The organism is Actinoallomurus acanthiterrae, assembly GCF_054775715.1.
This window is the reverse complement of record NZ_BAAHCO010000001.1, coordinates 8677602-8690030: the sequence shown is the minus strand read 5'-3', so window position 1 is coordinate 8690030 and position 12429 is coordinate 8677602. Positions and strand designations below refer to the sequence as shown.

Here is a 12429-nt window from a genome sequence, read left to right as displayed (position 1 = left end):
CATGTCACGACAGGTCATCGCGGCGCCGGCCGGAGCCCCTCCGGCGGGCCACTACTCACCCGCCGTCCGGGCCGGGGACTTCGTCTTCATCTCCGGCCAGGGCCCGCTCGATCCACGGACCGGCGAGGTCGTGCCCGGCACGGTCGCCGAGCAGACCGCCCTGACCCTCCGCAACCTGGCGGCCGTCGCCGAGGCCGCCGGAGGCTCGCTCGCCGACGCGGTGAAGATCAATGCCTACCTCGCCGACATCGGCGACTTCGCGGAGTTCAACGCCGCGTACGCGGCCGCGATGCCCTCGCCGCCGCCGGCCCGTACGACGGTGGCCACCGGGCTGCTCGGCATCCTCGTCGAGATCGACGCCGTCCTCTACCTGCCGGGCGAGGGACCATGACCGTCCCGTACGAGGCGATCGACACCCCGGCGCTCATCGTCGACCTGGACCGCGTGCGGGACAACATCGCGGAGATGGCGGCGGTCGCGGCCGGGCACGGCGTGGCCCTGCGGCCGCACGTCAAGACGCACAAGATGCCCGAGCTGGCCGCGGCGCAACTCGCCGCGGGCGCCGCCGGGATCACCTGCGCCAAGCTCGGCGAGGCCGAGGTGATGGCAGACGCCGGCTGCACGGACATCCTGCTCGCCTACCCGCTGTGGGGCGAGCCGAAGCTGGAGCGCCTGCGGGTGCTGCGGGAACGCGCCCGCGTGCGGGTCAGCCTCGACTCCGTCGAGGTCGCCGAGCATCTCGCCGGCGCTGACATCGAAGTGTTCGTCGAGGTCGACACCGGCCTGGGGCGGCTCGGCAGGCCGCCGGGCCGGCTGACCGCGGAGCTGGTCGGGGCGATCGAGAAGGTGCCCGGAGTCCGGGTCGCGGGCCTGCTGACCCACGCCGGCCACGCGTACCGGACCACCAGCGAAGAGGAGCTGCGGCGCGTCGCCGAGCGCGAGGTCACCGACCTGGTCGAGACGGCCGAGCTGTGCGGCGGGGGACTGGAGATCAGCGTCGGCTCGACGCCGACGGCCCGGCACGCCGCCGGCGTCCCCGGCGTCACCGAGATCCGGCCGGGCACGTACGTCTTCAACGACGCGAACATGATCCGTCTCGGCGTGGCGACGGAGGCGACGGCGGCGGCCCGCATCCTGGCGACCGTGGTCGCGCGGCCCGCGCCCGACCGGTTCGTGGTGGACGCGGGCACCAAGTGCCTGGCCGCCGACGGGCGGCCGGAGGGCATCATCGTCGCGGGCCGTCCCGAGTTCGGCATGCGGTTCCTCAGCGAGGAGCACGGCGTCGGCCGGTGCCCGGCCGGCGGCGGTCCCGATATCGGCGAGCGGCTGGAGCTCATCCCCAACCACGTCTGCCCGGTGAGCAACCTGTTCGACCGCGCCCACGCCGTACGGGACGGCGCCTTGGCAGGCGAGCTCGTCGTCGCGGCCCGAGGACGGGTCCGCTGATGCGCGGCCTCGGCGGCAAGGGCGTAGTCATCACCGGCGGCATCGGCGAGGTGCGCTGATGCGCGGGCTCGACGGCAAGGGCGTGCTCATCACCGGCGGCACGAGCGGCATCGGCAAGGCGGCGGCCCGGCGTTTCCTCGAGGAGGGCGCGCGCGTCTTCGTCTGCGGGCTGGACGGCGTCGCCGCGACCCTCGAGGAGCTGGCGGAACTCGGGGAGATCGCCGGGACCGCCTGCGACGTGTCGCGGGAGGAGGACGTCGCGCGGCTCGTCGCCGAGGCGACCGGCTTCCTCGGCACCGTCGAGGTGCTCGTCAACAACGCGGGCACCGCCTGGCGCGAGCCCTTCCTGGAGATCACCCCGGCGCACTGGGACGCGCTGATGCGGGTGAACCTGCGCGGCATGTTCCTGGTCGCGCAGGCGGTGAGCCGGGCGATGGTCGCGGCCGGGACCCGCGGCGCGATCGTCAACATGTCCTCCACCAACGGCCTCGGCGGCGAGGCCGAGTACGCCCACTACAACGCCAGCAAGGGCGGCGTGCTGCTGCTGACCAAGACCATGGCGGTCGAGCTCGGCGGCCACGGCATCCGGGTCAACGCCGTATGCCCCGGCTACATCCGTACGCCGCTGAACGCCTCCATCACGCCGGACGACGAGTTCGTCGCGGCGTACGAGCGGGACCACATCCCCCTCGGGCGGGCCGGCCACGCCGGCGAGGTCGCGGCGGCGTACGCCTTCCTCGCGTCCGACGACGCGTCTTTCATCAACGGAGCCGAGCTGGTCATCGACGGCGGCCAGCTGGCGATCATGTAAGGAACCACCGGTCATGGCACGCATCGTCTTCATCGGCGCCGGCAGCGTCGAGTTCACCAAGAACATCCTGTCCGACGTCCTCACGCTGCCGGGTCTCGGCGGCTCGACCCTCGTCCTCAACGACATCGACTCCGAGCGTCTGGCCACCGCCGAGGCCATGGCGAACTGGATGGTGGACCACCTCGGCCTGCCCGCCAAGGTGGAGGCGCACGCGGACCGGCGGCGCGCGGTCGACGGCGCCGACTACGTGATCAACGAGATCGCGGTCGGCGGGTTCGCCGCCACGAAGATCGACTTCGAGGTGCCCGCGCGGTACGGGCTGCGGCAGACGATCGCCGACACGCTCGGGATCGGCGGGATCTTCCGGGCGCTGCGCACCATCCCGGTGATGGTCGGGCTCGGCAACGACCTGGCCGAACTGGCCCCGGACGCCCTCCTGCTCAACTACACCAACCCGATGTCGATGATCCCGCGGGCGGTGTACGAGGGCACGCCGTTCCGCAACGTCGTCGGCGTCTGCCACTCCGTGCGCGACACGCAGGCCCGGCTCGCCTCGCTCGTCGGCGTGCCGGAGGAGGAGGTCGGCTTCGTCACCGCCGGCGTCAACCACCAGGCGTTCGTGCTGCGCTTCACCCGCGATGGCGAGGACCTGTACCCGCGGCTCGCCGAGGTCGTCGACGCCGACCCCGCGTTGCGGCGCACCGTACGCGCCGAGGTCTTCGAGCGGTTCGGGCACTTCCCGACCGAGTCGAGCGTGCACGGGTCGGAGTACCTGCCGTGGTTCCTCCGCCACGACGACCAGGTCGAGCACTTCGGCATCCAGATCGGCGCCTACCTCGAATGGTCGCAGGAGAACCTCGACAGCTACGCCGAGACCGTACGGCGGCTGGAGGCCGGCGAGGGCGTGGAGATCGAACCCGCCTCCGAGCTCGCCTCGGAGATCATCCACTCGATCGAGACCGGTACGCGGCGCGTCGTGCACGGCAACGTCCGCAACGGCGGGCTGATCACCAACCTGCCCGAGGACGCCTGCGTCGAGGTGCCCTGCGTCGTCGACCGGTCCGGGGTGCGGCCGACGAGGATCGGTGACCTGCCGCCGCAGCTCGCCGCGCTGAACCGGACCTTCCTGAACGTCGGCGAGCTGACCGTACGGGCCGCCCTGGAGGGAAGCCGCGAGCACGTCTACCACGCCGCGATGCTCGACCCGAACACCGCGGCGACGCTGCCCCTCTCGCGGATCCACGACCTCGTCGACGACATGATCGAGGCGCACGGCGACGCGCTGCCGGAAGGCGTCCGGCGGTAGGCCGATGGAGCTCGGCGAGTACCGGCCGTGCGCACGGCTGCGCGTTCAGGGGACGCATGTCCCGCGCGCGGCCGTGCCCGCCGTCGACGCGCACAACCACCTCGGCCGCTGGCTGGCCGGGGACTGGGCGGTCCCCGACGTCCCGGAGCTGATCCGACTCATGGACGCCTGCGGCGTGCGGACCATCGTCAACCTCGACGGCCGGTGGGGTGAGGAGCTGGAGGCCAACCTCGACCGGTACGACCGCGCGTACCCCGGGCGGTTCGTCACGTTCTGCCACGTCGACTGGGCGCTGCCCGGCGAGGCGGCGGCCGAGAGCCTGGCGCGCTCGGTCGCCGCCGGCGCCCGCGGCCTGAAGGTCTGGAAGGACCTGGGCCTGCACGTCAGGGACGGTGCGGGCACGTTGCTGCTGCCCGACGACCGGCGGCTCGACCCGCTGTGGGAGGCCGCCGCCGACCTCGGCGTACCGGTCGCGATCCACACCGCCGACCCGGTCGCGTTCTTCGACCCGGTGGACGGCCGCAACGAGCGGTACGAGCAGCTGGTGGCCAACCCCGGCTGGTCCTACGCGGACACGGCGCGGTTCCCCCGCTTCGAACGGCTGATGGGGGCGCTGGAGGCCCTCGTCGGCCGGCATCCGCGCACGACGTTCGTCGCCGTGCACGCGGGCTGCAACGCCGAGGACCTGACCTGGGTGGCCCGCATGCTCGCCTCCTACCCGAACCTGCACATCGACATCGCGGCCAGGATCGCCGAGCTGGGCCGGCAGCCGCGCGCGACCCGGGAGCTGATCCTGCGCTTCCCCGACCGGGTGCTGTTCGGCACGGACGAGTTCCCGCCGGACGCGGACGTCTACGCGACCCACTTCCGGTTTCTGGAGACCCTCGACGAGGCGTTCGCGCACTCCACCGACGACCCGCCTCTGATGGGCCGCTGGACGATCAGCGGCCTCGGCCTGCCGCCGGACGTCCTCGCGCGGGTCTACGCCGCGAACGCGGTGCGCGTCCTCGGGCTGTAGGCCCCCGGCCCACGGCGGCGCGCCCCGGCGTACGAGGCGGGTGTGCTCGGTCCGTCCCCGGCCCTCCTCACGGCGGGCCGGGACGTTGTCGGCTCAGCCTTTGACCGCGCCGGCGAGCGCCTGGACGAACCGGCGCTGGCCGATGATGAACACGATGAGAACCGGCACGGTGGTGAGCACGGTGCCGGCCATGATCTGCGGCCAGTCCGCCTGGTGGGCGCCCTGGAAGGTGGTCAGGCCGACCTGCACCGTGTACCTCTCCTTCGAGGTGATGGCGATGAGCGGCCAGAACAGGTCGTTCCAGGCGTAGATGAAGGTGATCACGGCGAGCGCCGCCAGCGCGGGACGGGCCACCGGCAGCACGACCCGGAAGAACACGCCGAACCGCGAGCACCCGTCGATCCGGGCCGCCTCCTCCAGCTCCCGGGGGAAGTTCTGGAAGAAGGAGGTCATGAGGTAGACCCCGAGCGCCGACGCGAGCTGCGGCACGATGAGCGCGCCGAGTGTGTCGATCAAGTGGATCTTGTGGAAGATCAGGAAGGTCGGGATCACGGTGAGCTGGAAGGGGATGAGCGTCGTCGCGATGACCAGCGCCAGCGCGAGTCGCCGCCCTGCGAACCGCATCCGGGCGAAGGCGTACCCGGCCATGCTGCACAGCACGACCTGGGAGACCACGATGACGCCCGACACGATGAGGCTGTTGAGGAACCAGCGCGGGAACTGCGAGCTCGACAGCAGCTCGCGGTACCCGGTGAGGTCGATCCGCCCGGGCAGCAGCGGCGGCGGGAAGCGGTTCAGCTCGGTCTTGGTCATCACCGAGCTGACGAGCATGAGCAGGAACGGCGCGACCATCAGCAGGGACAGCGGGGCCAGCACGAGATGCCGCGCGCTCGGCCTGCCGCGTCGTCGCGCCGGGAGGGTCGAGGTGGTCACGACAGGAACCCCTTCCGCCGGCCGAAGGCCAGGCTGACGACGATCGCGAGCAGGCTCCCGGCGAACAGCACGTACGCGACGGCGGCGCCGTACCCCGCGGTGAAGTACTGGAACGCCAGCTGCCAGACGTAGTAGACGATCGTGATCGTCGAGTTGAGCGGGCCGCCCTTGGTCGTGGTCAGGATCAGGTCGAAGAACTGAAGGCTGTCGATCAGGGCCCAGACCATGAGGAACAGTGAGATCGAGCGGACCGACGGGACGATGATGCGCCGGAAGGTCGCCCACCTGCCCGCCCCGTCGATCGCCGCGGCCTCGAGCACCTCGGCGGGCAGCTCCTGCAGCGCGGCCAGGTAGATGACGACGTTGAAGCCGAACTGCGTCCAGACGAAGATGCCGGCGATCACGTACATCGCCTGGGCGGGGCTGTCCAGGAACCCCTGGGCGGGCAGGCCGACGCGGGTGAGCAGGCCGTTGACCGCGCCGAAGTTCTTGTCCAGCACGAAGCCCATCAGCAGGCCCTCGGCCGCCGCGGAGGCGACGAACGGGACCAGGAAACAGGAGCGGTAGAACGCGCTCCCCTTGATCGGCTTGTTCAGCAGCAGCGCCACGAGCAGCCCGAGCACCAGCGAGACCGGAATGTAGATCGCGATGAGCGTCAGGGTGTTGCGGATCGCCTGCCAGAAGACGGCGTCGTGCGCGAGCGCGCGATAGTTGGCCAGGCCGACCGAACGGCCGGACGTCACCAGGTCGGAGTCGGTGAAGGACAGCCGCAGCGCCCAGGCCATCGGCAGCAGCGAGAAGCCGAGCACCAGCAGCGTCGACGGACCGGCGAACGTCCACCCGGCCACGTGGTCGCCGAGCCGGGTGCGCGAGCGACGCGTCGCGGCGGACGCCCGCCCCGGCTCCGTACGAGAACCGGTCATCGCTGGTGCGCTCATGCGCCCGGCACCCGGAGCAGGGCGTCGGACTTGCGGGCCGCGTCGTCCAGGGCGCTCTTCGGGTCGGACCTGCCGAGCAGCACCGACGTGATCGCGCCGGCCATGTAGGAGGAGACGCGCGGGTACCGGGTCGACGTCGGACGGACCTGCTTGGCGTTGGCCAGGTTGGCGGTGACCACGTCGATGCCGGGATACTTCTTCAGGTACGCCCGGTATCCGGGGAGCTTGGTGATCGACTGCCGGGTCGGCAGCGAGCCGGTGTCGCTCATCCAGACCAGTTGCTGATCGGGCGCGGTCAGCCAGGTCAGGAACTCCGCTGCGGCCTTGACCCGCCGGGACCCGTGGTCCAGGACGACCCAGTTGTCGGGACCGGAGATCGTCTGGTGGTCGCCGTTCGTGCCGGGCAACGGCGCGATCCCGTAGTCGATCTTCGCCGCCTTGACGTCGGGGAGCACCCACGGCCCGGACAGGAACAGGCCGAGACGGCCGGACTCGAAGAGCTTCTGTCCCTTCTCGGCGGGACTGGAGTCGATGTACACCGACTTGTCCTGAACGGCCATCTGCTGCAACAGCGTCAGGCCTTGAACACCGGCCGGGCCGTCGAACGCGGTGCGCTTCATGTCGGGGGAGAGGATCTGCCCGCCGTTCTGCCACAGCAGAGGCCAGTAGGTCCAGGTGGTCTCCTCGCCACCGCTGATCGCCCAGGTCGTGCCGTACGTCTGTGACCTGGCGTCGGTGAGCTTTCGCGCCATGGTCCGGAAGTCGTCCCACGTCCAGTCGGGCCGTGGCGGTTGCAGCCCGGCCTTGGCGAGCAGCCGCTTGTTGTACAGGACGGTCAGGTCGTCGACGTAGGCCGGAAATCCGATCACCTTGTGGCCGACTGTGGCGACCTGCCGGGTGTTGGGCCAGAAGTCGTTCCAGCCGGTCTTCGGGTCGCGCACGACCGCGTTCAGGTCGGCGGCCTTCGGGCTGTGCGCGATGTTGGCGGCCCACGAGCCGTAGACGTACGCGATGTCCGGGTACGTGCCGGCGGCCAGGGCCGCGGTGACCTTCGGAAGCATGGCGTCGGCCGTGGCGCCCCCGGAGTCCGTCTTGACCTTGATGTTCGGGTGCGTGCTGTTGAACTTGGCGACCAGTCCCTCGATCGACTTGGCCGCGATATCGGCCTGCCCGTGCCAGATCGTGATCTCGACCGGACCGGAGGAGTCGTCGGCACGGCCGCCAGACGAACAGGCGGCCGTGCCGACGAGCAGCAGGGCGAGTATCGGCGCGATTCTCTTCATAGGGGTCCCTTCGCCGACGCCTCCGCGAACCGCAGTACCGGCCGTCTCCCGTTCGGCACGTTTCCGCGATACGGAATGCTATTCCGTTGAGTGCCGCAAAGCTAACAGCCGCGCGCCCGGAGGGTCAAGGTTTCCGCTGGTCCGTGACCGCTGGCCGGGCGTCGCGACCTGCGCTCTGCCTATCCGCCGGCCTGGTCGCTGTCCTTGAAGCCGCCCCAGCCGTGCCAGCGATCGATCTCGATCCAGGCGCTGACCCGGCCGCGGTCCCGCTGCGGGTATGACCGGTCCGTGTAGTGCTGGGACAGCCGGTCGATGTCGGCGAGATCCTTGTCGTCGCGGATCTCGGCGACGTGCCCGATGAGCGTGACGTGGGAGTACCAGTTACCGTCGAGCACCGTCAGCGAGACCCTGGGGTCGTTGCGCAGGTGGTCGAGCCGCTTGCGGCCCTCGTCCATGTTGACCAGCACCCGGCCCTCGTCCCAGAGGTACCAGGTGGCCGCGGACACCGGCTGCCCGTCGGAGCGCAGGGTGGCGATGACCGCCGGGTTGGGCTTCTTCAACATGGCGACCACGGTCTCGGGGAGCGGCGGCTTCGACATGACTTCTCCTCCTATGGCGATGGGCCACGCCCGGGGGCGCCCCGGGACGCGTCTCCACGCTGCCACACCTCGGGAGAGTCGTTCGCGCCGCCCCAGAGTGGCCGGGGCGGCGATCTCCTTGCCCAGCGGCGCCTTCTCCCGCGAGTTCGTGGCCCGGCATCCGCCGTGGCCGCGTTGGACACGCCAACGGATTCGGCGCGGACCTCAGCGGCGGGCGGTGACCCTGGTCGGCAGGGCGGCGAAGCCGCGGTTGTTGGTGGAGTGGATCCGCCGCAGGCCGTCGGTGTCGACGTCGTAGTCGGCGACGACCTTGACGACCTCCTCCAGGGCGATACGGGTCTCGAGCCGGCCCAGGTTGGCGCCCAGGCAGTGGTGACGGCCGCCGCCGAAGGCCAGCGATGAGCCGGTGTCCCGGTCCAGGTCGAAGCGGTCCGGGTCGGGGAAGACGCGTGGGTCGCGGTTGGCCGAGCCGATGAGCAGCAGGACCCGGGACCGCGCCGGGACGGCCGTCCCGTGCAGTGCCACCTCGGTGGTCGTCGTACGGGCCAGGGCCTGGGGCGGCGGGTCGTGGCGCAGGGTCTCCTCGATCCAGTCCATCACCCGGCCGCCGAACGCCTTGGCGCGCTCGTCCGGGTGCCGCCAGGCGGCGTACCAGGCGTTGCCGAGCGTCAGCATGGTGGTCTCGCTGCCCGCGCCGACCAGCAGGATCGCCACGCCGACGATCTCCTCGGGGGTCAGCCGGTCGTCCCCTTCGGCCGCGTCCAGGAGCCCGGACAGCAGATCGTCCCGGCGCCTGCGGGCGCGCTCCTCGGTCAGCTCGACGTAGTAGCCGACCAGCGCCCCGATCGCCTGGAGCGCCTCGGGCGGCAGGTCGGTGGTCTCCTCGTCGCGGTACATGATGGCGGCGCCCAGGCGGCGTATCTCTGCGCGATCGGCCTCGGGAACGCCCACCAGCTCGGAGATCACGTCCGCGGGGAAGGGGCTCGCGAAGTCGGCCATGAGATCGAACGTCTCGCCGTCGAGCAGCGGCTCGAGGTACGAACGGGCGAGTTTCCGCAGCCGCGGCTCCAGCTCCTGGACACGGCGCTGGGTGAACGCCCGCGACACCAGGCCGCGCATGCGCGTGTGCCTGGGCGGGTCCATGGCGACGAAGGAGAAGAACCGCTCGGCGTCCGGCCCCCAGAACGCCGGCTCGATGCGCAGGCCGTTGACGCTGGAGAACGTCGCGGAGTCGCGCAGCGCCGCCTGGACGTCGGCATGCCGGGACAGCGCCCAGATGTCGTCGGTGTCATTGCGGAAGACCGGCGCCTCCTCCCGCAGCCGCGCATAGACCGGATAGGGGTCATTGTGAACGCCGAAATCGTACGGGCTGTACTGCAGGTCCATCGCAGGCCGTCCTCATCGCCGTGATTCCTCGAGGCGAGCGTTCCGGGTCTGGAGCTCAGGGTGTGCGGTGTGCGGCGGGTAATATGACGGTAGCCGAACGTCCGGTATTTTTGGCTTTGTAAAATCAGGGATCCGCATGGAACGGATACGCCGCAGAATATACATCGACAATCATCGGTTCACCCTTCAGGATCCGGGGCGATGGGTGAAGCATCCGGCGTATCCGAACGGCCTCATCTCGACGGTCGGTCCCGATGGCGCGTCCGTCCTCACCGGGACCCCCGCCGGTCATGTCCGGCTCACCGTGGAACGGCACACGGAGGAGCCCCGCCCCGACCTCGATCCCTGGAGTGAGGTCGTCGAGGTGTGCTACGAGTGCACCACGGGAGACATCCGAGTGATCGTCGAAGGCATCGGGGCCGCGGACTTCCCGAATCTGGCGTTCGCCGGCGCGGGCCACTATCAACTCCGCGCCCACGCGCGCGGGCGGGCCCAGGGGCAGGCCGACCCCGCGCTCGACCTCGACGAGGCGCCGGTCGAACACCACCTGATCCAGGTCTGGACGGTGCCCTACCCCGTCGGCGACGTCGTCCTCAAGAGCACGGACGTGGTCGGCGCGTTCAGGTAGAGCCCGCGCGGAGGCGTTCCGCGCGGGCTCCGGCATGGGACCGTCAGGGGATGTAGACCCAGAACCCGTCGCCGTCCACCGTCACCCGGTTGTGCCGGTAGAAGTCGTTGAGGTAGTTCCCCGCGATGTTGTTGTCGTCCTCGTCGATCATTTTCGCGACGGCCTTCGGATTCTTGTAGTTGCCCTCACGCGTGGACGCGAAGGGATACTCGTCGCAGTTCGAGTGCGGCGGCGGGCTGGTCTCCTGACGGCAGATCGCCCGCGCCGCCTTACGGTTCTCGCTGAGCCAGTTCTTGTCCTTGGTCCGGTGGAGCATCGGGCCGTGCCCCTGCCAGCCGTAGTGGCCTCTCGCCGCATCGTGCTGAGCCGCGTAGATCAGCCGCGCCGACTGCCCGCCCTTGCCGGTCCGCGTGAGCTTGAAGGTCGGTACCACGGCGTTGTAGGCGCAACCGGAGGTCGGGCGTGCTGTCGCAGCGTACGGCGGGATTGGTGGCCTGCAGCGTCGGCACCGAGAAACGTCCCTTGCATGCCGCGCAGCTGAAGGACACCAGCGTGTCCTCTCGGTGATACAGCTTCTTGGTGCCCGGGGAGTTGAGCGTGAAGCTGAAGTTCACCGTCTTGCGGACCACATAGGCCTTGGGCCCTGTCGATCCCTTGGCGTGGCAGCCATGGCCGCAGTTGGCGAGCTTGACCACGACCGCCCCGGCGACGGCCAGGCCGCTGGCGCGGGTGACGCGGAAGCCGACGGTGTGCTTCCACGTACGGCTCTTGTAGTTGAGCTGAGTCTTGTCGGTGATGGTGGCCGATCCGCTGCCCAGTGATTTTCCGGTCTTGGAGTCGTACACCTTCATCTTGAAGATGCTCTTTGCGCACCCCGACATCCTGGTCGCTTTCCAGGCGCCGGTCGGGCACGTCGCGGCCGCCGCCACGACCTGGGTGTCCGTCCGCAGGTCGACCGCGGGACCGTCGGCCGCGCTCGCCGAGGACACGCGGCTGTCCGCCGCTGAAACGGACGCGTGGGCATCGGTGATTCCGGTACAGGTGAGTGCGAAAACGCATGCCGAAAGGGCGGCGATCGCCACCCGTGATCGCCTCGTGGATGCCACGAGAATTCCCCCATTTGACGCTGATCGATAGGCGGGGGTCAGCCTAGGAATTATCGTGGTGGATGGTCAATGATCTTGTCGTTAATGGCCGGATGAGGTCATGCACCGGAAAATCGCCTGGAACGGTCGCCTGTAAATCTGTTTTCGGATGTTGCGTTGACGGAAATTCGAGGTCCGTCACAATCGCAGACATGGCATCGTCGCACTGGCCTCTGTTCGATCTGCGGTTGAGCACTCCGCGGCTGCGGCTCCGGCTGCCGACCCTCGAGGACCTGGACGCGCTGGCCGACGTCGCGGCCGGCCGCGTCCACGACCCGGGCGTGCAGCCGTTCGTCATGCCGTGGACCGAGGCACCGCCCGCCGAGCGGGCGCGCGGGACCCTGCGGTATCACTGGTCGCAGTGGGCGGCCTGGGAGCCGTCGTCGTGGGCGCTCAACCTGGTGGTCGAGTTCGACGGCACGATCGTGGGGAGCCAGGCGATGTCGGGGAGGGACTTCGCGGTCCTGCGCGAGGTGTCGACGGGGTCGTGGCTGGGGCAGCGGTACCAGGGGCAGGGGATCGGCACGGAGATGCGCGCCGCGGTCCTGCACCTGGCGTTCGCGGGACTGGGCGCGGAGTACGCCGTCTCCGCCGCCCTCGCCGGCAACGCGGCCTCCTTCGCGGTCTCCCGCAAGCTCGGCTACCGGGAGGACGGGATCGATCGCCATGTCGTCCAGGGCCGACCGGTGGTGTCGCGCCGGCTGCGTCTCGACCGCGCCGGCTGGCAGGCCCGGCAGCTCGTGCCCGTCACGATCGACGGTCTGGGCCCCTGCCTGCCCCTGTTCGGCTTGGACGACTCAGCCTCGACATGATCCGAGCGAGATCGCGACGGTGAGGGATCCGGTGGCCCGCGCCTTGTCCGGCGCGGTGTGAGGGTACCGCTGGTAACTCCGGTGGCTGATCACCACGACCTGGTCCTGGCCGGTCCTGAAGCGG

15 protein-coding genes are annotated in these 12429 nt (G+C 70.2%); 8 read left to right on the top strand and 7 right to left on the bottom strand.

All coding sequences use genetic code 11. The features are described from left to right. Position 1: 1 nt before the first annotated feature. From ACYVF7_RS40945 to ACYVF7_RS40925, 5 genes are read left to right on the top strand one after another with little or no spacing between them, the layout of a single operon-like run. Positions 2 to 391: a RidA family protein gene (locus ACYVF7_RS40945; RefSeq protein WP_460351372.1), complete on the top strand. Its 390-nt coding sequence runs from the start codon at positions 2 to 4 to the stop codon at positions 389 to 391. Beyond that, positions 388 to 1446 carry an alanine racemase gene (locus ACYVF7_RS40940; RefSeq protein WP_460351371.1) on the top strand — a complete coding sequence of 353 codons (1059 nt, stop codon included), beginning with the start codon at positions 388 to 390 and terminating at the stop codon, positions 1444 to 1446. The genes ACYVF7_RS40945 and ACYVF7_RS40940 overlap by 4 nt, the downstream gene beginning before the upstream one ends. 58 nt (positions 1447 to 1504) lie before the next feature. Next, positions 1505 to 2257 (top strand): SDR family NAD(P)-dependent oxidoreductase, encoded by a 753-nt coding sequence (locus ACYVF7_RS40935; protein ID WP_460351370.1) that lies wholly within the window; start codon positions 1505 to 1507, stop codon positions 2255 to 2257. Positions 2258 to 2270: 13 nt separating this feature from the next. Continuing rightward, positions 2271 to 3563: an alpha-galactosidase gene (gene melA / locus ACYVF7_RS40930; RefSeq protein ID WP_460351369.1), complete on the top strand. Its 1293-nt coding sequence runs from the start codon at positions 2271 to 2273 to the stop codon at positions 3561 to 3563. A 4-nt stretch (positions 3564 to 3567) separates the two neighbouring features. Beyond that, entirely contained in the window at positions 3568 to 4581 is a 1014-nt protein-coding gene (locus ACYVF7_RS40925; protein ID WP_460351368.1) for an amidohydrolase family protein, read from the top strand. A 93-nt stretch (positions 4582 to 4674) separates the two neighbouring features. On the opposite strand, the gene ACYVF7_RS40920 is transcribed toward ACYVF7_RS40925, so the two are convergent. The 5 genes from ACYVF7_RS40920 to ACYVF7_RS40900 all read right to left on the bottom strand — a co-directional run bounded on the left by ACYVF7_RS40920 (position 4675) and on the right by ACYVF7_RS40900 (position 9720). Further along, on the bottom strand, positions 4675 to 5514 hold the full coding sequence (locus ACYVF7_RS40920) for a carbohydrate ABC transporter permease (RefSeq protein WP_460351367.1): 840 nt from the start codon (positions 5512 to 5514) through the stop codon (positions 4675 to 4677). Beyond that, a complete protein-coding gene (locus ACYVF7_RS40915; protein WP_460351366.1) occupies positions 5511 to 6452 on the bottom strand; it encodes a carbohydrate ABC transporter permease in 942 nt (313 codons plus the stop codon). Before ACYVF7_RS40915 ends, ACYVF7_RS40920 begins: the two co-directional genes overlap by 4 nt. Continuing rightward, entirely contained in the window at positions 6449 to 7735 is a 1287-nt protein-coding gene (locus ACYVF7_RS40910; RefSeq protein ID WP_460351365.1) for an ABC transporter substrate-binding protein, read from the bottom strand. The genes ACYVF7_RS40915 and ACYVF7_RS40910 overlap by 4 nt, the downstream gene beginning before the upstream one ends. Positions 7736 to 7914: 179 nt before the next feature. Continuing rightward, positions 7915 to 8334 (bottom strand): PPOX class F420-dependent oxidoreductase, encoded by a 420-nt coding sequence (locus ACYVF7_RS40905; RefSeq protein WP_460351364.1) that lies wholly within the window; start codon positions 8332 to 8334, stop codon positions 7915 to 7917. Between the two features lie 204 nt (positions 8335 to 8538). After that, positions 8539 to 9720, bottom strand: coding sequence for a cytochrome P450 (locus ACYVF7_RS40900; RefSeq protein ID WP_460351363.1), 1182 nt, complete (start codon positions 9718 to 9720; stop codon positions 8539 to 8541). Between the two features lie 205 nt (positions 9721 to 9925). Between ACYVF7_RS40900 and ACYVF7_RS40895 the strand changes: the two genes are divergently transcribed. Then, positions 9926 to 10348, top strand: coding sequence for a hypothetical protein (locus ACYVF7_RS40895; protein ID WP_460351362.1), 423 nt, complete (start codon positions 9926 to 9928; stop codon positions 10346 to 10348). A 43-nt stretch (positions 10349 to 10391) separates the two neighbouring features. Here the strand turns inward: ACYVF7_RS40895 and ACYVF7_RS40890 are convergent, their stop codons facing one another. Next, on the bottom strand, positions 10392 to 10664 hold the full coding sequence (locus tag ACYVF7_RS40890; protein WP_460351361.1) for a NucA/NucB deoxyribonuclease domain-containing protein: 273 nt from the start codon (positions 10662 to 10664) through the stop codon (positions 10392 to 10394). Next, entirely contained in the window at positions 10618 to 11199 is a 582-nt protein-coding gene (locus tag ACYVF7_RS40885) for a hypothetical protein (protein ID WP_460351360.1), read from the bottom strand. The genes ACYVF7_RS40890 and ACYVF7_RS40885 overlap by 47 nt, the downstream gene beginning before the upstream one ends. 1 nt (position 11200) lies before the next feature. On the opposite strand from ACYVF7_RS40885, the gene ACYVF7_RS40880 reads away from it, so the two are divergent. Together ACYVF7_RS40880 and ACYVF7_RS40875 are read left to right on the top strand one after the other, a co-directional pair. Then, positions 11201 to 11485 carry a hypothetical protein gene (locus ACYVF7_RS40880; RefSeq protein ID WP_460351359.1) on the top strand — a complete coding sequence of 95 codons (285 nt, stop codon included), beginning with the start codon at positions 11201 to 11203 and terminating at the stop codon, positions 11483 to 11485. Between the two features lie 160 nt (positions 11486 to 11645). Continuing rightward, complete coding sequence (locus ACYVF7_RS40875) at positions 11646 to 12305, top strand: GNAT family N-acetyltransferase (protein ID WP_460351358.1); 660 nt, start codon at positions 11646 to 11648, stop codon at positions 12303 to 12305. Positions 12306 to 12429 lie beyond the last annotated feature (124 nt).

Coding starts and splice junctions, on each gene's coding strand:
- ACYVF7_RS40890 (WP_460351361.1), bottom strand. CDS start 10,664: ATGCTCCACCGGACCAAGGACAAGAACTGGCTCAGCGAGAACCGTAAG.
- ACYVF7_RS40945 (WP_460351372.1), top strand. CDS start 2: ATGTCACGACAGGTCATCGCGGCGCCGGCCGGAGCCCCTCCGGCGGGC.
- ACYVF7_RS40875 (WP_460351358.1), top strand. CDS start 11,646: ATGGCATCGTCGCACTGGCCTCTGTTCGATCTGCGGTTGAGCACTCCG.
- ACYVF7_RS40915 (WP_460351366.1), bottom strand. CDS start 6,452: ATGAGCGCACCAGCGATGACCGGTTCTCGTACGGAGCCGGGGCGGGCG.
- ACYVF7_RS40940 (WP_460351371.1), top strand. CDS start 388: ATGACCGTCCCGTACGAGGCGATCGACACCCCGGCGCTCATCGTCGAC.
- melA (WP_460351369.1), top strand. CDS start 2,271: ATGGCACGCATCGTCTTCATCGGCGCCGGCAGCGTCGAGTTCACCAAG.
- ACYVF7_RS40910 (WP_460351365.1), bottom strand. CDS start 7,735: ATGAAGAGAATCGCGCCGATACTCGCCCTGCTGCTCGTCGGCACGGCC.
- ACYVF7_RS40885 (WP_460351360.1), bottom strand. CDS start 11,199: ATGAAGGTGTACGACTCCAAGACCGGAAAATCACTGGGCAGCGGATCG.
- ACYVF7_RS40925 (WP_460351368.1), top strand. CDS start 3,568: ATGGAGCTCGGCGAGTACCGGCCGTGCGCACGGCTGCGCGTTCAGGGG.
- ACYVF7_RS40905 (WP_460351364.1), bottom strand. CDS start 8,334: ATGTCGAAGCCGCCGCTCCCCGAGACCGTGGTCGCCATGTTGAAGAAG.
- ACYVF7_RS40935 (WP_460351370.1), top strand. CDS start 1,505: ATGCGCGGGCTCGACGGCAAGGGCGTGCTCATCACCGGCGGCACGAGC.
- ACYVF7_RS40900 (WP_460351363.1), bottom strand. CDS start 9,720: ATGGACCTGCAGTACAGCCCGTACGATTTCGGCGTTCACAATGACCCC.